This is a genomic window from Piezobacter thermophilus (assembly GCF_055386745.1).
In genome coordinates, this window is sequence record NZ_AP042380.1 from 1,806,764 (window position 1) to 1,828,678 (window position 21,915).

The 21,915-nt window shown below is 63.5% G+C and carries 15 protein-coding genes, 2 tRNA genes and 4 pseudogenes; 8 read left to right on the plus strand and 13 right to left on the minus strand.

Annotated elements, in window-relative coordinates; genetic code table 11:
* Nucleotides 1–39 precede the first annotated feature (39 nt).
* Together ACZ5CM_RS08800 and ACZ5CM_RS08805 are read right to left on the minus strand one after the other, a co-directional pair.
* Nucleotides 40–882: pseudogene (locus ACZ5CM_RS08800) on the minus strand (IS3 family transposase); the annotation flags it as partial.
* Between the two features lie 65 nt (nt 883–947).
* Nucleotides 948–1,813 (minus strand): annotated as a pseudogene (locus ACZ5CM_RS08805) (IS256 family transposase); the annotation flags it as partial.
* A gap of 99 nt (nt 1,814–1,912) precedes the next feature.
* On the opposite strand from ACZ5CM_RS08805, the pseudogene ACZ5CM_RS08810 reads away from it, so the two are divergent.
* Nucleotides 1,913–2,026: pseudogene (locus ACZ5CM_RS08810) on the plus strand (transposase domain-containing protein); the annotation flags it as partial.
* A 27-nt stretch (nt 2,027–2,053) separates the two neighbouring features.
* Here the strand turns inward: ACZ5CM_RS08810 and ACZ5CM_RS08815 are convergent.
* Nucleotides 2,054–2,722 (minus strand): hypothetical protein, encoded by a 669-nt coding sequence (locus ACZ5CM_RS08815; RefSeq protein ID WP_464637740.1) that lies wholly within the window; start codon nt 2,720–2,722, stop codon nt 2,054–2,056.
* A 110-nt stretch (nt 2,723–2,832) separates the two neighbouring features.
* On the opposite strand from ACZ5CM_RS08815, the gene ACZ5CM_RS08820 reads away from it, so the two are divergent.
* Nucleotides 2,833–3,992 (plus strand): IS3 family transposase gene (locus ACZ5CM_RS08820; RefSeq protein ID WP_464637742.1). Its coding sequence is split into 2 segments (ribosomal slippage): nt 2,833–3,082 and nt 3,082–3,992, totalling 1,161 coding nucleotides; the frame shifts between segments, so codons are not numbered across the junction.
* A 386-nt stretch (nt 3,993–4,378) separates the two neighbouring features.
* Here the strand turns inward: ACZ5CM_RS08820 and ACZ5CM_RS08825 are convergent.
* Together ACZ5CM_RS08825 and ACZ5CM_RS08830 are read right to left on the minus strand one after the other, a co-directional pair.
* Complete coding sequence (locus ACZ5CM_RS08825; protein WP_464637579.1) at nt 4,379–5,584, minus strand: IS256 family transposase; 1,206 nt, start codon at nt 5,582–5,584, stop codon at nt 4,379–4,381.
* A 96-nt stretch (nt 5,585–5,680) separates the two neighbouring features.
* Nucleotides 5,681–6,493, minus strand: a complete 813-nt coding sequence (locus ACZ5CM_RS08830) for a hypothetical protein (RefSeq protein ID WP_464637744.1) — start codon at nt 6,491–6,493, stop codon at nt 5,681–5,683.
* A 408-nt stretch (nt 6,494–6,901) separates the two neighbouring features.
* Here ACZ5CM_RS08830 and ACZ5CM_RS08835 point away from each other — a divergent pair.
* Nucleotides 6,902–7,530, plus strand: a pseudogene (locus ACZ5CM_RS08835) (IS256 family transposase); the annotation flags it as partial.
* Nucleotides 7,531–7,935: 405 nt separating this feature from the next.
* Here ACZ5CM_RS08835 and ACZ5CM_RS08840 read toward each other — a convergent pair.
* Nucleotides 7,936–8,025, minus strand: a tRNA-Ser gene (locus ACZ5CM_RS08840).
* Between the two features lie 817 nt (nt 8,026–8,842).
* Here ACZ5CM_RS08840 and ACZ5CM_RS08845 point away from each other — a divergent pair.
* Both ACZ5CM_RS08845 and ACZ5CM_RS08850 read left to right on the plus strand, forming a co-directional pair.
* Nucleotides 8,843–8,916: transfer RNA gene (locus ACZ5CM_RS08845), tRNA-Gly, on the plus strand.
* A 95-nt stretch (nt 8,917–9,011) separates the two neighbouring features.
* Nucleotides 9,012–9,491: an acyl-CoA thioesterase gene (locus ACZ5CM_RS08850; protein ID WP_464637746.1), complete on the plus strand. Its 480-nt coding sequence runs from the start codon at nt 9,012–9,014 to the stop codon at nt 9,489–9,491.
* A gap of 57 nt (nt 9,492–9,548) precedes the next feature.
* Here the strand turns inward: ACZ5CM_RS08850 and pgl are convergent, their stop codons facing one another.
* Together pgl and zwf are read right to left on the minus strand one after the other, a co-directional pair.
* On the minus strand, nt 9,549–10,220 hold the full coding sequence (gene pgl, locus ACZ5CM_RS08855) for a 6-phosphogluconolactonase (protein WP_464637748.1): 672 nt from the start codon (nt 10,218–10,220) through the stop codon (nt 9,549–9,551).
* Nucleotides 10,217–11,689: a glucose-6-phosphate dehydrogenase gene (zwf, locus tag ACZ5CM_RS08860; protein ID WP_464637750.1), complete on the minus strand. Its 1,473-nt coding sequence runs from the start codon at nt 11,687–11,689 to the stop codon at nt 10,217–10,219. Before zwf ends, pgl begins: the two co-directional genes overlap by 4 nt.
* 193 nt (nt 11,690–11,882) lie before the next feature.
* Between zwf and ACZ5CM_RS08865 the strand changes: the two genes are divergently transcribed.
* Nucleotides 11,883–12,830 carry a radical SAM protein gene (locus ACZ5CM_RS08865; RefSeq protein ID WP_464637752.1) on the plus strand — a complete coding sequence of 316 codons (948 nt, stop codon included), beginning with the start codon at nt 11,883–11,885 and terminating at the stop codon, nt 12,828–12,830.
* Between the two features lie 7 nt (nt 12,831–12,837).
* Here the strand turns inward: ACZ5CM_RS08865 and ACZ5CM_RS08870 are convergent, their stop codons facing one another.
* The 3 genes from ACZ5CM_RS08870 to cysS all read right to left on the minus strand — a co-directional run bounded on the left by ACZ5CM_RS08870 (nt 12,838) and on the right by cysS (nt 16,839).
* Nucleotides 12,838–13,620: a squalene/phytoene synthase family protein gene (locus tag ACZ5CM_RS08870; RefSeq protein ID WP_464637754.1), complete on the minus strand. Its 783-nt coding sequence runs from the start codon at nt 13,618–13,620 to the stop codon at nt 12,838–12,840.
* Nucleotides 13,621–13,640: 20 nt separating this feature from the next.
* On the minus strand, nt 13,641–15,269 hold the full coding sequence (cimA, locus tag ACZ5CM_RS08875) for a citramalate synthase (protein ID WP_464637756.1): 1,629 nt from the start codon (nt 15,267–15,269) through the stop codon (nt 13,641–13,643).
* A 133-nt stretch (nt 15,270–15,402) separates the two neighbouring features.
* On the minus strand, nt 15,403–16,839 hold the full coding sequence (gene cysS, locus ACZ5CM_RS08880; protein ID WP_464642553.1) for a cysteine--tRNA ligase: 1,437 nt from the start codon (nt 16,837–16,839) through the stop codon (nt 15,403–15,405).
* Nucleotides 16,840–17,130: 291 nt separating this feature from the next.
* Here cysS and ACZ5CM_RS08885 point away from each other — a divergent pair, with 291 nt between their 5' ends.
* Nucleotides 17,131–18,324, plus strand: a complete 1,194-nt coding sequence (locus tag ACZ5CM_RS08885; RefSeq protein WP_464637758.1) for a pyridoxal phosphate-dependent aminotransferase — start codon at nt 17,131–17,133, stop codon at nt 18,322–18,324.
* A gap of 26 nt (nt 18,325–18,350) precedes the next feature.
* Here the strand turns inward: ACZ5CM_RS08885 and ACZ5CM_RS08890 are convergent, their stop codons facing one another.
* Complete coding sequence (locus tag ACZ5CM_RS08890; protein ID WP_464637760.1) at nt 18,351–18,659, minus strand: hypothetical protein; 309 nt, start codon at nt 18,657–18,659, stop codon at nt 18,351–18,353.
* Between the two features lie 564 nt (nt 18,660–19,223).
* On the opposite strand from ACZ5CM_RS08890, the gene ACZ5CM_RS08895 reads away from it, so the two are divergent.
* Nucleotides 19,224–20,768, plus strand: a complete 1,545-nt coding sequence (locus ACZ5CM_RS08895; protein ID WP_464637762.1) for a trimethylamine methyltransferase family protein — start codon at nt 19,224–19,226, stop codon at nt 20,766–20,768.
* 151 nt (nt 20,769–20,919) lie between these two features.
* Here the strand turns inward: ACZ5CM_RS08895 and ACZ5CM_RS08900 are convergent, their stop codons facing one another.
* Nucleotides 20,920–21,603 carry a DsbA family oxidoreductase gene (locus ACZ5CM_RS08900; protein ID WP_464637764.1) on the minus strand — a complete coding sequence of 228 codons (684 nt, stop codon included), beginning with the start codon at nt 21,601–21,603 and terminating at the stop codon, nt 20,920–20,922.
* Between the last annotated feature and the right edge of the window lie 312 nt (nt 21,604–21,915).

A 21,915-nucleotide genomic window follows, 5' to 3' on the forward strand; every position in this document is an offset into this window, starting at 1 on the left:
AATGGGGGCAGGATCAGCCAGATTTTCCCGACATAGGACGTTGTCAGAAACAATGCTTTCAGGCTTGCCATGGAGGCGGACAAGAGCGTCGAGCTCACGTGCCACACGTGCGCCCGAGATGCTGGTGTCGGCAACCAGGCAGAGGTTCTCGCGACAGCAATCGTCGATCACCGCCAGGATGCGGAACCGACGCGAAGCACCGAACGTGTCGGAGACAAAGTCCAGGCTCCATCGCTGGTTTGGCCTGATCGCCTCGGGCATTGGCGTCCTCGAGCCTCTGGCGCGCTTGCGCCCGCGCCGCCGGTTCACCGACAACCCTTCTTCGCGATACAGGCGATAGAGTTTCTTGTGGTTCATGATCATTCCCTTGCGTGCGAGCAACACGCCAATCCGCCGATAGCCGAAACGGCGGCGCTTGCCCGCTATCTTCTTCATCGCTTCGCGGATCTCCGGATGGTCCGGCGGGCGTTCGCGCCGAACCGTCTTGGGATCGACACCGACCAGCCTGCAGGCCCGGCGCTGCGAGATGCCATGATCCCGCATCGCCCGCAGCGCTGCATCACGCCGCGCGCTCGGCGTCGTCAGTTCTTTCCCAGGAGATCCTTCAGAACCGCGTTGTCCAGCATCGCGTCGGCAAGCAAGCGCTTCAGCTTGGCGTTTTCATCCTCCAGCAACTTCAGACGCTTCACGTCCGAAAGCCCCATGCCGCCATACTTGGACTTGTATTTGTAGAACGTCGCCGGGCTCAGCCCATGCCGGCGACAAACCTCTGCCGTCGGCATTCCGTTCGGCGTGGCCCTCGAACCAATGGCGGGCTCACGCCTCACCCTGTTCCTTGATCATCGCAATGATTTGCGCCTCCGTGAAACGGCTCTTTCGCATTCGTCTGCTCCTTTCTGATCGGGCAGACTCTACTTCAAAATGCGGGCGTTCGCGGGGGGCAGGTCAATGGCCTTCAGCATCTTGCTGACGTCCCGAACCTTGCCCGAAGGCACCAGGCTGAACACATTGCGGTAGAAATGAACCACACAGCGCTGCCAGCGCGCATCCGGCAGGTATTCGGCGACGCTTTCCATCAGGCCCCGACAGGCGTCCGAGACGATCAGCTGCACGCCGGAGAGGCCACGGTCCACCAGGTGGCGCAGGAAGCTCGACCAGCCGGACTTGTCCTCTTTCGGGCCCTCGATGATGCCCAGTATCTCGCGATAACCCTCACGCGTCACACCGATTGCCACCAGCAGCGAGACGTTGCGCACCTCGCCCGCCCAGGAGCGCTTCATCACGATGCCATCAAGGAAAACATACGGGTGATCGCCCTCGATCCGCCGGTGTCGCCATTCGTCGATCTTGGCGTAGATCTTCTTGTTGAGGTTGGACACCGTCCCCGGACTGACCCGCGTGCCCCAAAGCGCCTCGGTGTTCGGCGGGAAAACGATTCACTGGATCGTTTTCTTTTCCGCCTCACTCCTCGACCCGGCGCACCGAAACGCCCGCCAGATACATCTCGATCAACGCCTCCTCGACCGAGCTTTCCCGGCGCAGGTCACCGCTCGATGATCGCCGTCTCGAAGGTCTGGCGGCGCAGCTTCGGCACCTTCAGGCTGACCTTGCCGGCCTTGGTCTCAAGCGACCTTCGGTAGTGACCCGCCCGCGTATCCTTGCGCCCCTCGCTGCGCTCGTATCGGCCTGCGCCGCACAGCCGGTCCGCTTCCGCATCCAGCATCGCATTCAGCGCCTCCTCGACCGTGCCACGCACCATCTCGCCAAGGTGGTCGCGAATACGCGCCTCGTCAATCTGAATGACCTTTCCCATCCCTTTAGGCTTCTCGTTCTCGTCCATTCTCAGCTCCTCTCAGAAAGTCTGATTGGAACCGTCGTCAAAAGCAAATGTGCGAAAGATTCTGTACGTTATCAGGCTTGGCTAGCCGACGTCCTCGACCGCATCCAGGATCACAAGATCAACCGCATCGACGAATTGCTCCCCTGGAACTGGAAACCCGGCGCCAAACTCGAAAACGCCGCGTGAATGGCGGTAGCAATCGAGCGGTTACGGTCAATTTGATCGTGTCGCTCTTAGCTGCGCACTCACGCCGCATAGGCCGACTGCACAAATACAGGTGGTTGTAATCAAATAATAAATAAAGCCTATGTAATCGAGCAGCACACCAGCAGACATCGCACCGACAGCCGAACTCCCGAGAAAAACACTGTGGAACAACGCCGATGAGTTTGGTAAGTTTTCGCTGCTCAAACTGTGAATTAGATGCCGTCCACCGATTTGTGCAAAAGCAGCAGATGCACCCCATAACGTGGAAGAAATAAGCGCAATATGCAGTGTTGGCGTTTGAAAGAGTGCTACCAACGCAAAAATTTGTACAACAAGACTGATATATATAACAGGTTCTACGACCTGGTGGACCTGTGATACCCGTCTTACACAAATCGAAATTGCTATCATCGACAGATAATTTGCCATAAGTACGGCGGAAAAACTTCCGGCATTACCTGTTTCAATATCGCGAACTATCAATGGAAACATAACGGTATAGGCCCCAACACCGACAAATCCGTTAATAAGCTGAAAAATCCCAATGCCGTAAATCAATTTCCGAGTACGACGAGGAACTTTGGGGTGTATTGCCTCGCCGGACCCTCTTGGAATTTGTATCGCATGAGCAGTCGAGCCTTGCCGAAACTCAACCGCCAAAGAGGCGAAACCCATTAGAAACAGTCCTGCGATGATTTTGGTGCTGAAAAAGGCTTGATTGACCTGCCCCCCGCCAACGCCCGCATTTTGAAGTAGAGTCTGCCCGATCAGAAAGGAGCAGACGAATGCGAAAGAGCCGTTTTACGGAGGCGCAAATCATTGCGATGATCAAGGAACAGGAGGCCGGAATGCCGACGGTGGAGGTTTGTCGCCGGCATGGGCTGAGCCCGGCGACGTTCTACAAGTACAAGTCGAAATACGGCGGCATGGGGCTTTCGGACGTGAAGCGCCTGAAGATGCTTGAGGACGAGAATGCCAAGCTCAAGCGCCTGTTGGCCGATGCGATGCTGGACAACGCGGTCCTGAAGGATCTCCTGGGAAAGAACTGACGACGCCGAGCGCGCGGCGTGATGCAGCGCTGCGGGCGATGCGGGATCATGGCATCTCGCAGCGCCGGGCCTGCAGGCTGGTCGGTGTCGATCCCAAGACGGTCCGGCGCGAACGCCCGCCGGACCATCCGGAGATCCGCGAAGCGATGAAGCAGATTGCGGGCAAGCGCCGCCGTTTCGGTTACCGACGGATCGGCGTGTTGCTCGAACGCAAGGGAATGATCATGAACCACAAGAAACTCTATCGCCTGTATCGCGAAGAAGGGTTGTCGGTGAAACGGCGGCGCGGGCGCAAGCGCGCCAGAGGCTCGAGGACGCCAATGCCCGAGGCGATCAGGCCAAACCAGCGATGGAGCCTGGACTTTGTCTCCGACACGTTTGGTGCTTCGCGTCGGTTCCGCATCCTGGCGGTGATCGACGATTGCTGTCGCGAGAACCTCTGCCTGGTTGCCGACACCAGCATCTCGGGCGCGCGTGTGGCGCGCGAGCTTGATGCTCTTGTCCGCCTCCATGGCAAGCCTGAAAGCATTGTTTCTGACAATGGGACCGAGTTCACCAGTCGGGCGATCCTCAAATGGGCGGACGACAATGACGTCGACTGGCATTACATCGATCCTGGCAAGCCTCAGCAAAATGCCTTCATCGAGTCGTTCAATGGCAGCCTGCGTGACGAGCTTCTGAACGAGGAGCTGTTCGATACTCTCGATGACGCCCGCCGAAAACTGGCCCTGTGGCGCTATGATTATAACAACGTCAGGCCCCACTCATCGCTGGGGAACCAGACGCCGGCCCAAGCGCGCCGGACGCTTGAGCGACCCAAAGGCTCCGCGCCCGGCGCGCTTGCCCAAACCGAAACCGCAGATTATGAAAACCAAACCCGCAGACTCTCGTTATGAATGAGGGACCATTGGGGGGCAGGTCATCTGTACTCGCCACTGTCGGGATAAGAAGGTAGCCAACTATTCGCCCAGTCGCTTCAAATGCAGGCAAGCTACTTATAGCTAGGTGCTTGCGTTCGCCCAGATTGGATATAAGAGCTTCTCTCAGCATTAGGTAAATTGGTTCCGCAATGCCAACTGCGATGGCAAGAAACACTATAATGTAAAGCTCAACTGTTTTTGGGAAACTGAGAAGGACAATAGCAGGTGCGAGAAGCCCTGCGAGAACGATATTATAAACCAAACCCAGGGGCTTCGCATGAAACAACATACGCATGAAAAAGATTGAGATTATCGGGTCACGTCCGTCAAGGTGGTGTAATTTGGGTGGCCTCGTGTCATGATCATGCGGCCTGAGTTGTTATGCTGAGAATGGGGTCGGTCTCCTCGTTGTCGATCTGGGCGAAGGCCTCGACCTGCATGTAGCGGCTTGCGGTCTGCCATTCGTCGTTCTGCTCGAACAGGACGGCGCCGATGAGGCGGGTGATGGAGGCCTCGTTGGGGAAGATCCCGACGACGTCGGCCCTGCGCTTCACCTCCTTGTTCAAACGTTCAATCGGGTTGGTGCTGTGCAGTTTCTTGCGGTGCTGGCGGGGGAAGGCCATGTAGGCCAGCACGTCGTGCTCGCTCTCGTCCATCAGCTCGGCCAGTTTGGGCCAGCGAGAGCGTAGCTGGTCGGCGACGCGGCGCCATGTCTCGCCGGCCTGCTTTCGGTCGGGTTGATCGAAGGCCTGGCGGATGGCGGCGGCGACGACGGTGTGCTGGCCGCGCGAGACGTGGGCCAGGGCGTTGCGCATCCAGTGGACGCGGCAGCGTTGCCAGGTAGCGTCGAAGACCCGCCCGATGGCCGCGCGCAGGCCGCTGTGGGCATCCGAGATGACCAGCTTGCTCCCGTCAAGCCCCCGGGCCTTGAGGCCGCGGAGAAAATCCATCCAGAAGGTTTCTGCCTCCGACGGTCCCAGCCCCAGGCCAATGATTTCACGGCGTCCGTCCGTGTTCGCGGCGACGGCGATTATGGCCGCTACAGAGACAATGCGCCCGCCTTGGCGCACCTTGAGATAGGTGGCATCCAGCCAGACATAGGGCCATTCACCGGTAAGCGGCCGGTTCAGGAATTCGTTGACCCGTTCGTCAATGTCCTTGCACAGCTTCGACACCGTGCTTTTGGAGATGCCGTGCAGGCCCATCGCCTGTGCCAGTTCGTCCACGCGGCGGGTCGAGACGCCACCGATCCATGCCTCCTGGATCACTGCGACCAACGCCTTCTCGGATGTCTTGCGCGGCTCCAGAAAGCCCGGGAAGTAGCTGCCCTGCCGCAGCTTGGGCACCTTGAGGTTCAGCCGGCCCAAACGGGTATCGAGAGCGCGCTCTCGATACCCGTTGCGCCACGTCGTGCGTTCACTGTTGCGCTCATGCTTGCCGGCGCCGATCAGGCCCTCGACATCGGCCTCCATCAGAAGCTGCAGCACGGCCTCAGCAACGGCGCGAAGAAAATCGCCACCGTCCTGCTTGGCCAAAAGTTCGGAAAGGTCCATATTCGTCTTGGTCATCGGGGTCTCCGTGTGGTTCGTGGTTGAAGCTCTGAAACTCCACCGCAACCATACACCTCGATGGCCACCCTGGTTACACCGTCGAAGGTGCAGAAATTACACCACGTGCGCGGACACTAACCAACGGGCGATTTCAGGATAGGCCTCTGCTACCACAGCCAGCTTATCCCTATCGAGTTGCAGTCCCCCTGAATATATTGTGTCTCCCGACACGGCGTTGACTAAGTCAGAGCAAATTGTGTCAAGCAAACGTACATCTGGCTCAGTCCGGCCGGCTTGTTTAATCGAACAGAAATGCACATCAACTGGTGCTTTGCTCGCGTCTCGGACTTCTTGAATCCGTGTTATCACCGTGCGAAGACTTCGCCTTCGATCAGGGGTGAATACAAAATGCTCGCCGTCCATGGTAGAGACATCAAACATAAGTTGAATGCGGATTTCCAACTCCTCGAGAAATGACAGCAGATCAGGCAGGGAGTCGGACCAAATGGCGCTAGAAAGACTTATGGTAAGATCGCTTCCGAACCAATACTTGAAAAGAACGGCCTCACGCTCCAAATCATACAGGTTGATTTTTCCGCAGATAGTTACGCCTTCGGAAAGCTTGGGATACGAGCAGCGAAGTTTTGCGAACATCTCAATTGCATTGTAAAATCCATTGTCTATTGCATCATGCACTGCCCGCCTTGGGTGCCGCCCCATGTCCACGAGATGTAGGCGCCCCAATCTCGGCGACTCTGCATCCCTTTCAAGCGCGCCGCTCAACGCTTCAAGGAAATCCTCGGTCGGAATTGGCGAGAAGTTACATGATTTATTAAAAGATAAACTCTCGCAAAGGAACGTATTACCGCGCCTTTCGGCATCATGTTGATGCAAATCAAATATCAAATCAAACTTTTGGGGACTCATCAATCATGCCAAATTAAATCGAGTGGAAAAATATTCTCAAGAAATAGCCAAGGATCGTTATCTCATTTAGTTAGCTCGCCTTGTCTCCTCCGACCGCTGAGGAAAGGTTTGCGATCACTGTTCAGAACAGCTTATCACCTGAATACCTGTCTTCATGGGGCACCTTTAAACAATCACAACATGCAGTGTCAACGGTCAATTCACCCATAGGACAGTCCCATAATATTGATCCCGCAGCTGCCGGTGCCGAGCAGTGTCCCACCGGATGGTGTAAATTCCGCCGGCAGCGCGAGTTAAGCGGCGCCTTCGCATAGCGAAGCGAGGCCCGCGCGGGTCGCTTGGCGGCCACGGTTGTTCTTCGGCCAAGGTTTGGTTTGCGGACTTGGGCTTTGACCGAGGAGATCAACCATGACCAGGAACAGCATATCAGAGACCGCGGCCCTTCGGGCGCTTTTGTCGGAAACCTCCGACACCCATTTGCTGGCCGAGATGCTCGGGTTCGTCGCCGACCGCCTCATGGCGCTGGACGTCGACCAGCGCTGTGGTGCCGGGTCGCACGAGCGCAGCGCCGAACGGGTCAACCGTCGCAACGGCTATCGGACCCGGGGCTGGGAGACGCGCACCGGAAGGGTCAACGTGAAGATCCCGAAGCTGCGCAAGGGCAGTTACTTCCCCGAGTTCCTGGAGCCGCGCCGGGCGGCGGAGAAGGCCATGACGGCGGTCATCCAGGAAGCCCCTATGTCCAGGGACTCTCGACACGATCCGTGGATGACCTGGTCAAGGCGATGAGCATGACCGGTGTGTCGAAAGCCCAGGTCTCCCGGCTTTGCGCCGAGATCGACGAACGGGTCGGCGTGTTTCTGAACCGCCCCCTTGAGGGCGAATGGCCCTACCTGTGGCTCGATGCCACCTACATCAAGGTGCGCCGTTCCGGGCGCATCGTCAGCGTCGCGGCCATAGTGGCTGTCGCGGTCAACCTGGACGGCCGGCGCGAGGTTCTCGGCATTGCCGTCCAGCCCAGTGAAGCCGAGGTCTTCTGAGATGAATTCCTGCGCTCTCTCGCCGACTCATGGACCCGGCAAAGATCGCCGCCGCTGTAACTGCGGCCAAGCCAAGGCCGAAGAACAGTGTTGCAAGAACCCTCAGGACACTATCCTCTCCCTTGAGCTCAGGCTGGCGAACGTCTGATCCCGGTCGATTGTCGGCAAACGCCACCGACATCGAAGTGTTCAGGTTGCGTTACAAAATAATGATTTGATTTCAGTGCGTTGCAGAAAATTCACCAAATCACCGCAGTCATGAGGTTCAGAGAAAAACGGCCCCGAGAGACCTATTTCGGCCGTTTTGCGCGGGCGAAGGTGAATAGGCCATCACCGTAACCCTTGAAAACAACCGAAAAATCTCGGCGCGGCGGGAGCAGAGAAACATTCCTCACAGGACGGTGGCGGGGAGACGGGGATTCGAACCCCGGGGACGCTCTCGCGCCCAACGGTTTTCAAGACCGCCGCATTCGACCACTCTGCCACCTCCCCGGCGCATCCCGTCTAGGCACGGCTTACGGATCAGGCAAGGCGAAAAATGAAATGAGAGCAGGACAACATCCATTTCCATCCAATACCTTGTCACCCCGCGCCGAAGTCCGCGCGCCCATCTCACCGCCGACCGTGTCACGCGAGAGGCTATCGCGCGAAAATTGAAGTGAACGACCCGGCGCACCAAGCCCGCACTTTCATGTTGCTTGATCCTCACAAGATCGCTTCTCCCCCACGGTACCGCAACCCGGAATCCGGAGAAATAGCAACGCGCCTCTGCAAGAATGGCTCCGGCGCCTGTTCCACGAAAACCGTGACGGAGCGAGATTGGTCAGGCCGGCCCCGGTCTTCCGGGCGGTCCCGTGGCCGCCCCAAGGGCTGTTCGGGCCGATTTTCATTTCATGCCGCCCGCCGGCCGTCTCTGCCCTGCCAGCATGCCCCCGCTGGCGTCATGAACCCGGGGGAAGAGCGAGGTATTCGGTGTCTCGGAACCTCATACGGTCGCGGGCCGCGCGCCCTACGTGGACGCCGCCCCGGAAATCGAATCACGCGACACGGTCACGACCACGCACACCACTTCGACCCGCTCCCCCCTGAACCCGAACATGCAGCACCCGCGCGGCGACTGCCAAAAGAAACACGCAGCACTCCCCCCGGATCGAGCCGTCGGTACACCTGAATCCTACCACAGCGACCGGAGAACGCGGACGGGGCTGACCCAGCGGACGCACTTTCACGCAGGCCGACTTCGTGCCCACCAGGGCGAACTGCCCTCTTGACCCCGGCGACATGAAATCCTATCCAGACGATCCAGAAAGCGGGTATGGTGAAAAGGTATCACGCGAGCTTCCCAAGCTTAAGTTACGGGTTCGATTCCCGTTACCCGCTCCAGAACTTTCCCGTTTGATCTCCGAAGGTTGGAAACCCGACCGGAGTCTGGCGAAACCGGTTTGCATGCGCCGGCGCCGGGCGCTAGACCGAAACGCATGGAATTGCGTTACCTGACACCGCTGAGCCCCGGGGAACAACGTGCCCACGGCCTGCCCGAACCGCAGCCGCTGGCCATGGCCGACCGCGTCCGGTTCTCCGAGCTCGACCCCCTCGGTCACGTCAACAACAAGGCCTATCTCGACTGGTTCGAGGCCGTCCGGGTGCGGCATTTCGAAACCATGTGCCTGCCCCATTTCGGCGACACACCCCATCCGCGCCTGCTGCTGCGCAACGCCTCGATCCACTACATGCGGGAAATGCACCGCGACGAAAGCTATATCGCCACCGCCCGTGCCACATCCTTCCGCAGCAGTTCCTACACCGTCGAGCAGCAGCTCTGGTCCGGCGGCACCCTGCGCGCCCGGCTCGAAGCAGTGATGGTCCTCATGCAGCCCGACGGCTCGGGAAAACAGCCCCTCCCCGCTGCGCTGCGCCGGGTTCTGGTGGCCCGCGACGGCGCCATCGAGGCAAGCTGACCCCCCTTCCTCTTGCCCGAAATACTCCGGGGGGTGCGGGGGGCTGGCCCCCCGCGCTCAGGCGGCCCAGTGCACCGTGGTGCCGTCCAGAATCGCCATCACCGGCGCCTCGTCCGCCTCAAGGAACATGGCCCGGTCTAGTGCTGCGCGCTTTTCCTCGCCGAAAATCACCAGGTGCTTGGACAGCGCGCCATTGAGCGCCGGCGCGGTCAGCGTGACCCGCGCCTCCGGCTCGCTTTCGGGGCGGGTGACAGCCAGGACCGGCGCGTCCGATGCCATGGCCACCTCCATCCCCTCCGCGCTCGCAAACAGCGAGGCCACATGCATGTCCGCCCCCATGCCCGCCAGAAGGACCGAGATCGGCATCTCCGGCGCCAGCATCGCCTCGAGTTCCGGCAGCACCTCCTCGGGCCGTTCGGCCTGCCTGTAGAACGACAAGAACCGGGCCGAGGCCGCGCGGTGAACCAGAAGGTGCTCGCGGATCATGCGCGCATTCGAGCGCTCGTGATCCTCCGGCACCCAGCGTTCGTCGGTCGGGAAGACGTGAACCCGCGACCAGTCCAGATCGGCGGCGCAAAGCGCGTCGAACACCCCTTTCGGCGTGGTCCCGCCGGGTACGGCAAAAGACGCGCTTTCATGGGTCAGAAGCGTGGATTTCAGTTCGCCGGCCACGAGATTGGCCAGATCCATGGCCAGAAGGTCGCGATCCGCGTATTCGACGATGTTCATGGGTGTATCCCCCGCCATTTCCGGTTGTCCCGCCGCATCAGCTCTTCGGCGTCGACGGGGCCGGTGCTTCCGCTTTCATAGGGCTTGGGCACGTCGCCCCTCGCCTCCCATCCGGCGATGATCGGGTCGGTCCAGGCCCAGGCGGCCTCGACCTCGTCGCCGCGCATGAATAGTGTCTGGTTCCCCCGCAGCACGTCAACCACCAGTCGCTCATAGGCGTCGGGATGCCGCGCACGCTGCGGCCCCAGCGCCTCGGCAAAGCTCATGTCCAGCGGCACGTCGATCAGCCGCATCCCGCCCGGGCCCGGCTCCTTGATCGTCACCAGAAGGGTGATCCCCTCATTCGGCTGCAGGCGGATCGACAGCACGTTGGCATGTTCGCCCAGATCCACCCCGAAGATCGAATGCGGGGCCTTCTTGAACATCACGTTGATGACCGACGAGCGCGCCACCAGTCGCTTGCCGGTGCGCAGATAGAAGGGCGTGCCGGCCCAGCGCCAGTTGCTGATGTGAACCTTCAGGGCGATATAGCTTTCGGTGCGGCTGGAGGGGTTTCCGACGGCGGTGCGGTAGTCGGGATGCGCCTCGCCCTCGGCACCCTCGCGCGCAAGATACTGCCCGCGCACGATGTGATGGGGCTTGACCGGATCGAGCGCGCGGATGACCTTCAGCTTCTCGTCGCGCACCGCGTCGGCCTCGAAACGGGCCGGCGGCTCCATGGCGATCAGACACAGAAGCTGCATGATGTGGTTCTGCACCATGTCGCGCATCGCCCCGGCCTTGTCGTAATATTCGCCGCGCCCCTGCACGCCGACGGTTTCGGCCACGGTGATCTGCACGTGGTCCACATACTGGCTGTTCCACAGCGGTTCGAACAGCATGTTGCCGAAGCGCACCGCCATCAGGTTCTGCACCGTCTCCTTGCCCAGGTAGTGATCGATGCGGAAGATCTGCCGTTCCGAGAAATGCGCAGCCAGCGTGGCGTTGAGCGCCCGGGCGCTTTTCAGATCGTGGCCGAAGGGCTTTTCGACCACGATCCGGGTCCTGTCGGTGGCCAGGCCATAGCGGTGGATCCGCTCGGCCAGCGGGCCGAACAGGCTGGGCCCCACCGAAAAGAAACAGGCCCGCACCCGGTTGTCGTCATCCAGCCTGGCGGCCAGTTCGCGCCAGCCCCGTTCTCCCCGCGCATCCAGCGGCACATAGTCCAGGGCCGAGAAGAACGCCCGCAGCGCCGCCTCGTCGCAGACATCGTCACCGGCCGATTCGCGCAGCGCCTCGCGGGCGAAATTGCGGTAGGCCTCGGGCGAAAGATCGGTGCGCGCGGCACCGATGATCCGCGCCCCTTCGGGGAACTGCCCCGCGGCAAAGCGCCGGCACAGCGCGGGAAGGATCTTGTGCCGGGCCAGGTCTCCGGTACCGCCGAAGATCACCAGGTCGAACGGCTCGACGACATGATCCCTTGAAAACATGGTGCAACTCTCCGCATGCGCCCAACCCCGACAGAAGGCGGGTCGCGCAGTTTTTCCGCCCGGCCGGCCCCTTGTGATAACGTGGCATCACATTGGTGTCAGCCGCCAAGTGCCAGCTTTAACTTCGTGACCCACCGAGGCTAGATCAACCGCACACGTGCCCGAAAATATCGACAGGACGGGAAATCGCCGCATGAAAGACGTCGCCCGCACCGGCCGCGCGAAATTCCAGGACAGGCAGCTGACGGCAGACGGCCAGCCCCGCGCCCATGTGACGCTGACCCATCCCGAAACACTGTGGTTCAACACCGGCACATTGTGCAATGTCACCTGCGTTCACTGCTATATCGACAGCAGCCCTACCAATGACGCGCTGGTCTATCTGACCGAGGCCGAAGTCGTGTCCTATCTCGACCAGCTGGAGGAGCGTCGCTGGCCGGTGCGCGAAATCGGCTTCACCGGGGGCGAGCCCTTCATGAATCCCGACATCATCGCCATGGCCCGCGCGGCGCTGGAGCGCGGCTACGAGGTGCTGATCCTTACCAATGCCATGCGTCCGATGATGCGGCCGAAGATGCAGCAGGGGCTTGTGGCACTGCAGCGCGAGCACGGCGCGCGGCTTACCCTGCGCGTGTCGCTGGACCACTACAGCCCCGAGCGCCATGACGAGGAACGCGGGCAAGGCAGTTTCGCGGAAACGCTGAAGGGCATGCACTGGCTGCGCGATGCGGGCATCCGCATGACCGTGGCCGGGCGCACCCTGTGGGGAGAAGAGGAAGCCGCGATGCGCGCCGGTTTTGCCGCGCTCTATGCCGCCCACGGCTTTGCCATCGACGCCCATCACCCCGGGCAGACGGTCCTGTTCCCGGAAATGGACGAAAACGCCGACGTGCCCGAGATCACCACCGCCTGCTGGGGGATCCTCTCGAAATCCCCCGACGAGGTCATGTGCGCCTCGTCCCGCATGGTGGTGCGGCGCAAGGGGGCGGCCCATCCGGTGGTCCTGTCCTGCACGCTGCTGCCCTATTCGCCGGAATTCGAGATGGGCGAAACCCTGGCCGAGGCCGAGGGCGAGGTCTGGCTCAACCACCCCCATTGCGCGCGCTTCTGCGTGCTGGGCGGGGCCAGCTGCTCGGCCTGACGGCCTTCTACCACAGCCCCGTTGCCGCCCGCGCCATCAGCGACAGCCGCTTTCCGGCCTCGCTCTGGCCCAGCCGGCCCTGGGTCACGCGCGCGGGATTGCGCCGCGCCTGGTGCAGCACCGGCCCCGCCTGCCAGCCGGCCAGCAGCGCCGGCGCCGCCGCGCCCGACACCGCGCGCCGGTTCCTGCGGGCCCGTGCCAGCCGCCCCAGCGCCCGATCGGCCAGCGCCCGGATCCCCTCTTGCGACGCGTCCGGCAGTGGCGCGCGCCCCAGCGCCCGCAACTCGGGCACCGCCCGCAGCATGTTGGCCACCCCCGAGGCCCAGGCGAAATCACCCACCACATCCGGCGCGGCTTCGCCCAGGGCATGCGCCGCCACCCCCATCAGCGTTCCGGCCGTATCCGCGATATAGCGGTCGAATTCGGCCTCGTCGGCAAAGGGATCTCGGTAGATGTCCCAGCGCCGCGCGGCGACCAGAGCGTCAAGCCGGGCAGCCAGATCGGGCGTCACCGCCGCCGCCAGGGCCGAGGCCACCGGATGACCGGCCACCGGCCGCCCCTCGGCGATGTCCCCGGCCAGGTTCCGCCACCACTGCAGGCGCATCTCGGCAATCATCGGTTCGGGGCTGGCCCAGGGGGCGCGGGCGACCTCGATGTTGAAGGCGTAAAGCGCGAACAGGACGCCGCGCGCGGCAACCGGCGCGGCCATGGCCGCCATGAAGCGTTCCGGGTCGGCGCGCCGGACCAGCTCGGCGCAGGCGGTCAGGTCGGAGTCGGAAACCGGCGCCATGGCCCGTCACCGCCGCGCGGTCACGCCGCCGCCCCCATGTCCCGGACCAGCTTCCAGCGGATCGCATCGGAGAGCGCCTCGAACGAGGCATCGACGATATTGGGGCTCACCCCCACCGTGGCCCAGCTGCGCCCGGCCCCATCCTCGAAGTCGATGATGACGCGGGTTACGGCTTCGGTGCCGCCATTGGTGATGCGCACCTTGAAATCGGTCAGCCGGATGTCGTCGATGGCCGCCTGATAGGGGCCCAGATCGGTCTTGAGCGCCTGCCACAGCGCGTTCACCGGCCCGTCGTCATGCATGTCCTGGGGGTGTTCGTTCTTGTAGTAGCCGGTCCGCTTGGACCCATCGCGAAGCGTCACCGTCACCACCGCCTCCGACTCCACCACCACCTTGCCGCGGGCGTTGCGGCGGCGCTCGGATATCACGCGGTAGCGTTCGACATCGAAGAAATCCGGCATCAGCCCCAGCTCTTCGCGCGCCAGCAGCTCGAAGCTGGCCTGCGCCGTGTCATAGGAATAGCCCGCATCCTCGCGCGCCTTGACCCGTTCGAGGATCCGCGCCAGCGCCGGGTCGCCGCGGGCCACCTCGAGCCCCGCCTCGGCCAGCCGCCGGCGCAGGTTGGACTGCCCGGCCTGGTTGGACATGGGCACGATCCGGGCATTGCCGACCAGTTCCGGCGCGACGTGCTCATAGGTCGAAGGGTTCTTGAGAATGGCGCTGGCATGCAGCCCCGCCTTGTGCGCAAACGCCGAGGCGCCCACATAGGCCGCCTGTTTCATCGGCACCCGGTTGAGAATGTCATCCAGCATCCGGCTGATCCGGGTGATCCCGGCCAAGGCCTCGCGCGTGACGCCGGTCTCATAGCGGCTGGCATAGGGCTCCTTCAGCAGCAGGGTCGGAATGATCGCGGTCAGATTGGCATTGCCGCAGCGCTCTCCCAGCCCGTTGAGCGTGCCCTGCACCTGCCGCACCCCGGCATCAACCGCCGCCAGCGTGCAGGCCACCGCCATTTCGGTATCGTTGTGGCAGTGAATGCCCAGACGATCGCCGGGAATGCCGGCGGCGATCACCTCGCCCACGATCCGGTGCACCTCTTCGGGCAGGGTGCCGCCATTGGTGTCGCACAGCACCACCCAGCGGGCGCCGGCCTCGAATGCCGCCCGGCAGGTTTCCAGCGCATAAGTCGCGTTGTCCTTGTAGCCGTCGAAGAAATGTTCGGCATCGAACAGCGCCTCGCGCCCCTGCGCCGCCACATGCGCGACCGAGGCGCCGATATTGGCGGTGTTCTCCTCGAGCGTGATCCCCAGCGCGTCCCGCACATGGAAATCATGCGCCTTGCCCACAAGGCACACCGCCGCGGTGCCCGCATTCATCACCGCCGCCAGCACCTCGTCATTGGCGGCCGAGCGCCCCGCGCGCTTGGTCATGCCGAAGGCCACCAGCCGCGCCCGGGTCTTCGGGGCGGCCTCGAAGAAGGCGCTGTCGGTGGGGTTGGCGCCGGGCCAGCCGCCCTCGATGTAATCCACGCCCAGCTCGTCCAGCGCCTGCGCGATCTGCGCCTTCTCGGCGGTGGAAAACTGCACCCCCTGGGTCTGCTGCCCGTCGCGCAACGTGGTGTCGTAGATGTAAAGGCGTTCGCGGGTCATGCGAGCACTCCACCATTCGGCCTGAAGGTCGTGATGCATGCATCACGACCAGTGCCCGTCCCGCCCCCCCACGGGGCGGGCGCTTCCCGCCCACCCCGTGCAGGACGGGCGCCACCGTTTCTTGCGGTCCAACTCATGCGAGATCCTTCAGTTTGGCTGGATCGAAGTTCGGGCTGCATTCCCACTGTGTCCCCGTCGGCGTGTCTTTCAGAATTACGCCCGCATTCGCCAACTTGTCGCGTATCTCATCCGCACGAGCATATTCCCGCATTTTCTTTGCAGCCGTTCTCTGATCTACCAGAAACGAGATTTTCAACTGAACTGACGGCTCGATATCAGAAGATCTGTCGATCCATGCAGAACCGGAATGAAACAGATTCTCCACTGACAGCAGCCCGAGGAATTTCAGATCACAGGCAAGCTGCAGATGGCGATCATGCTTGTCGGCAATCTTGTCCTTCAGAGCAGCAAGATGACCGAGTGCCAGATGGGTATTCAGGTCATCGGCAAGAGCTTCAACAATTTCCGGGCTGACCTTTGCCGGATCGATGTCTTCCGGCGCGACAAGCCGTTTGATTTCCCCATACCATTTTCTCAACTTCGCTTCAGCCTGCAAAGCCTTGGCATCCGTCCAGTCCATCGGCTTGCGGTAATGGGTGGACAGGAACACGAAACGGATCACCTCGCCGGGCACGCCGCGATCCAGCAGATCCCGCACGGTGAAGAAATTGCCTAGGCTCTTGGACATCTTCTTCCCCTCGACCTGCAGCATCTCGTTGTGCATCCAGACCTGCGCAAAGCAGACCTCGCCCGCCGGCGCCGGATGCGCGCAGCAGCTTTGCGCAATCTCGTTCTCGTGGTGGGGAAACATCAGGTCGTTGCCCCCCCCGTGAATGTCGAACCGCGCGCCGAGCAGTTCGTAGGACATGGCCGAGCACTCGATATGCCAGCCCGGCCGCCCCCGGCCCCAAGGGCTCTCCCAGCCCGGCTGGTCCGGCGTCGAAGGCTTCCACAGCACGAAATCCATCGGATTGCGCTTGTAGGGCGCGACCTCGACGCGGGCACCGGCGATCATGTCCTCGACCGCGCGCCCCGAAAGCCGACCGTAATCGGGGTAGCTGCCCACCGCGAACAGCACATGGCCCTCGGCCGCATAGGCGTGCCCGCCCCGGATCAGCGCCTCGATCATGGCGATCATCTGGGGGATGTATTGCGTGGCGCGCGGCATCTCGTCGGGCTCCAGCGCCCCCAGCGCGGCCATGTCCTCAAGAAACCACCGGGTGGTCTCGGCCGTGATCTGGTCGATGGGGCGGCCGGTCTCATCGGCCCGGGCTATGATCTTGTCGTCCACATCGGTGAAATTGCGCACATAGCGAACGCGACCGGCCCCGTAGACGTGGCGCAGCAGCCGGTAGAGCACGTCGAACACCACCACCGGGCGCGCATTGCCCAGATGCGCCCGGTCATAGACCGTGGGTCCACAGACATACATCCGCACATTGCACGGATCCAGCGGCACGAACGCCTCCTTGCAGCGGCTGCGGGTGTTATAAAGGCTGATCGTCGTCATCCGGTCTTCGTCCAGTCTTCCATCTTCGCCCATCGTCACGCCCGCGTGCACCGGCCGGGGCCTGGCAGTTTCGATCGGGGAAGAAAACGAAGGAAACCGGCCCGGCCCGAGAAGGTCAGCAGGTAATGATGCAGCCGACAATGTGGCAGGCGCGGTTCGTCATGCCCCGCTGTTAGCACGGGCGCGCGGCCGGGCCAAGTGCGATATGGCGCCCCCGCGCGGGCATGTTGACGAATCAAGGCCGCTCTGCCCCTCTCGACCGGCAGACAACCCCCGTGCGCGAGGACGACCATGAGGCTTTCGCATCGCATCACCCATCTGACCGGCGGCGGGTCCGACGGATGGGGCGTCTTCTACCGCGCGCGAAAAATGATCGAAAACGGCGTGCCGGTGACCGAACTCACCATCGGAGAGCACGACATCCGCACCCACCCGTCGATCCTGAAGGCGATGCACGAGGCGGCCATGGGGGGGCATACCGGCTATGCCTCGGTGCCCGGCACGCCCGAGCTGCGCGACGCGGTGGCAGAGCGGGTGCAGGCGCGCACCGGCGTGCCCACCAGCCGCGACAACGTGCTGGTCACGCCCGGCGGCCAGGCAGGCCTGTTCGCGGCCCATCACGCGGCCTGCGACGAAGGCGATGCGGCGCTTTTCATCGACCCCTACTATGCCACCTATCCCGGCACCATCCGCGGCGTCGGCGCCCGCCCGGTGGCGGTGCCGGCCCGGCCGGAAAACGGCTTTCAGCCCGACGCGGCGGAAATCGACCGGGCCGCTGCCGCGCATGGGGCGGTATCGCTGCTGGTCAACAGCCCCAACAACCCCACCGGAGTGGTCTATGGGCGCGAAACCCTCGAAGCCATCGCCTCGGTCTGCCGCGCCTGCGGGATGTGGCTGATCTCCGACGAGGTGTATGACACCCAGATCTGGGAGGGCCGCCATCTGTCGCCCCGCGCCCTGCCGGGCATGGCCGAACGCACGCTGGTGGTGGGGTCGATGTCCAAGTCCCACGCCATGACCGGGTCGCGCTGCGGCTGGATCGTCGGTCCGGAAGAGGCGATTTCCCATCTGATCAACCTGGCCACGCACACCACCTACGGCGTTCCGGGCTACATCCAGGATGCAGCCGTCTTCGCGCTGAATGCGGGACGCGAGCTGGAAGAGGAGGTCGCCGCCCCCTTCCGCCGCCGCCGCCGCCTGGCGCAGGAGATTCTCGCGCGCCAGAACGCGGTCCGCCCGATTCCGTCCCAGGGGGCGATGTATCTGATGCTCGACATCCGCGCGACCGGGCTGAGCGGCGAGGACTTCGCCATCCAGTTGCTGGAGCGGCACCGGATCGCCGTCATGCCCGGCGAGAGCTTCGGCCGCGCGGCAGCCGGGCATGTCCGGGTCGCCATGACCATCGCCGATGAGGCCTTCGCCGAGGCGCTGGGTAGAATCTGCGAATTTGCCGCATCGCTCGCCGCCGCGCGCACAGGGACCTGAACCACCGCCACCGCCCGCTGGCGCCGTCAGAACTTCAGCGCGGCGCCAAGGTCGAGGCGGTTTCGGTGAATGTTCAGGCCCAAACCCTCGCCCCCGCCGAACTCGTACCGCATTCCGCCCTGCCCGAAAGTCAGCCTGCCGAGCAGCCCGAGGGACACGCCCAGCCCTTCGAACATCCCTGCCCGGCCGGGCCGCGCTCCGCCCATCCGCGAGGCCGCGCCGCCCTGCCGGCCGTCACCGGCCCGGATCGCGCCCGAGTCGCGCCGGAACAGATCGCCCTTCGGCCCGTCCGGCGCCCGCCACGGCATGAAACCGGCAAGACCCGCTGCGGACATACCACTGGCGGGGGCAAGGCCGGACCCCGAGGGAAATCGGTACGGCCCCGCCCCCGCCGGCAGCGGTCGTTGCATGGCAGCCCCCGTTTGCGGCGACTGCGGCCCCGCCTCGGCGCCGGCGCTCGTTAGACTCGCCGCGAACGCCACCGATGCCAAAAGCGACAGCCATCGCTTCAATGATCTCCCCTCCGCTGGCGAGGCACGCCTCTCGTTTCTGGGGCATCCCCCGCTTTCCCCTCCGTCACGCAAACTCGCCACGCGCCCCGCAGGGCTGTCCTTGATCTCTGTCAGGCAGGTGCGGAGCCGGCCGGGATCGGCGGCAATGCCGGTTTCCGACGTCGCGTCGCAAACGGGACAGACCGGGGCGCCGATTGCTGGCGAGATCGCGGAAAGACGCGGGAACGGAACATGCCGGGCGATCTGTGGAGAATCACTCTTGTGGACCGAACCATCGGCGCCGCCCGTGGCAGGGCCGCCCGGGGCCGTCCGCCATCCGTCTGAGAACCCACCGGCCCGCAGGCGCCGGCCAATCGCCAATGACGGAACATCTTATCGGAACCAGACATGACAGACCGGACCCGCACCCGCTCGCGCTGCGGCGGCCGCGCCGCCCGCCGGGCCGCGCGCGCAGGCGCCCTGCCCGACCATCTGCGCCCCGTTCGCCCCGGCCTGAGCGGCGGACAATACCGCCCGCTGTCGGAGCGGGACATGGAACGCATACATCACGCCGCGCTCGACGCGCTGGAACGAATCGGGCTGGCCGACGCCCCCGAATGCGGTGTTGCGCGCCTTGTCGCCCGGGGATGCGTGCAGGGCGAGGACGGGCGCATCCGGTTTCCGCGGGCTGTGGTCGAGGACGCCCTAGCCCGGGCGAATCGCGAGGTTGTTCTGTACAGCCGTGACGGCCGGCACGATCTCGACCTTTCGGGCACGCGGGTGCATTTCGGCACCGCCGGAGCCGCGGTGCACCTGGTGGATGCGTTGACCGGCGACTACCGCGACAGCACGCTGGCCGACCTGTTCGACGCCGCCCGCATCGCCGATCGGCTGGACAACATCCACTTCGTGCAGCGCCCCATGGTGGCCCGCGACATCGCCGACAACCGCGAGATGGACCTCAACACCATCTACGCATGCTGCGCCGGCACAACCAAGCACGTGGGCACCTCGTTCTGCGACCCCGATTTCGTGGCCGACGGGCTGGAGATGCTGCACATGATCGCAGGCGGCGAAGAGGAATGGCGCGCCCGGCCCTTCGTGAGCAATTCCAACTGCTTCGTCGTTCCACCGATGAAATTCGCGACCGAATCCTGCCTGGTGATGGAACGCTGCATCGAAGGCGGAATGCCGGTGCTGCTGCTTTCTGCGGGCATGGCCGGAGCGACCGCCCCTTCGACCATTGCCGGGGCCATCGTGCAGGCGGTGGCCGAATGTCTTGCCGGGCTGGTCTATGTGAATGCGGTCCGGCCCGGGCATCCGGTGGTGTTCGGTACCTGGCCTTTCGGGCTGGACCTGCGCAGCGGCGCCATGACCGGGGGATCGGGAGAACAGGCGCTGCTGACCGCCGGCTGCGCGCAAATGCATCATTTCTACGGTCTGCCCGGTGGGGCGGCGGCGGGGATTGCCGATGCCAAGCTGCCCGACATGCAGGCGGGGTGGGAGCAGATGTGTTCCAACGTGCTGGCCGGGCTGGCCGGGTTGAACATGGTCTACGAGGCAGCAGGGATGCATGCTTCGCTTCTGGGCTTCTGCCATGAATCGCTGATCCTTGGCGACGATCTGATCGGGCAGGCGCTGCGCTGCGTGCGGGGAATCGAGGTCAGCGAGGAGACGCTGGCGCTCGACCAGATTGCCGAGGTCTGCCTTGCCGGCAGCGGGCACTACCTGGGCACCGCGCAGACGCTGGCGCGCATGCAGACCGACCATGTCTATCCGGTCTGCGCCGATCGCAGCTCGCCGAAGGAATGGGTTGAAAAGGGCCGTCCCGACCCGATCGGCCGGGCAGTGGCGAGAAAGGAGGCGATCCTTGCCGAACGCCCCGCCGCCCGGTTCGATGCCCGGACCGATGCTGCCATCCGGGAGCGGTTTCGAATTCACCTGCCGGCCTGAGCGGGCACCGGATCTTCCGGAGCGCCAGGGTGAAGTTGTGACCCGTGCGGGTATTTCGTAGGGTATTTCGTTGGGGCTCTGCCCCCACACCCCCGGGATATTTGAAGCCAGAAAAAGATCGGGGGCGCATGCGCAAACCGCGGAAGGCGGTTCAGCACCAGCTTGCTTCGTCGCGCGCAGGGTTGCGGAGAAGTTCGTGTACGTTCGCTTCGAGCAGGCGGTAGCCCACATTTCCGAACAGGCGCTGGCGGCCTTCGTTCATGATGAAGGTGGGGCTGCCGGTCACGTTCTGCTGCTGGGCCAGATGCAGGTCCGCCGCCAGCGCCCCGATGGCCGCGGAGGAGACGAGGCGCTCGCGCAGGGCCTCGGGGTTCAGTCCCAGCGAGGTTGCGATTGCGCCTTGCACCCGCCAGTCGGAAATGTCGCGCGCTTCGGCAAAGAAGGCATGGCGCAGCGCCGAAGCGGCCCTGGTGGACAGCCGTTCCAGATAAGGCGTTCCGGCTTCGGGTGTTTCGAACGTTTCCACCGCCTTGACGAAGAGATGCGCACCGGCCGAAGTGGGCGGCCGGGCCTCGAGCCAGACCCGGTCATGCAGCTGGATATGGGGGAATTTTTCGGCGACCTCGCAAAGGTGCCGGTTGAAGCCCTCGTAACCGCCGCGATCGGCCCAGTTCACCCCGATCTTGGTCCGGGTATCGGGAAAGACGCTGCAGAAATGCGCCTCGATCTGGACCCGGACACCGAAGGTGGTGGCAAGCTCCGCCACGCGGCGTTCGGCCACATAGGCCCAGATGCACAGGATGTCGGAAAAATACTGGATGCGGATGGCGGACATGGGCGACTCCGGTTGCATATGTGGGGCGAGACTGCCCCGGCGCGGGGAAAAATGCCATATAGCATGTCGCTCAAGAGCGGGACCCGGTTGCGAGCTTCTCGGACATGCGAAAACAAGGGGTTGGAGCATGTCGTGTGAATGTGAATGAACGCGACATGCTCTGGCCGGCGCCACGGAAAAAACGGGGGGCATCGTGCCCCCCGTGGAAGTTTCGCCGTCCCGGCTCGGTTGGTTACCGCCCGGAGGTTCATTGCCTGCGGCCGGGCCGGCGTGAGGGGCGAGCGCACCCGCCCCGGGGTCAGCGCGGGAAGG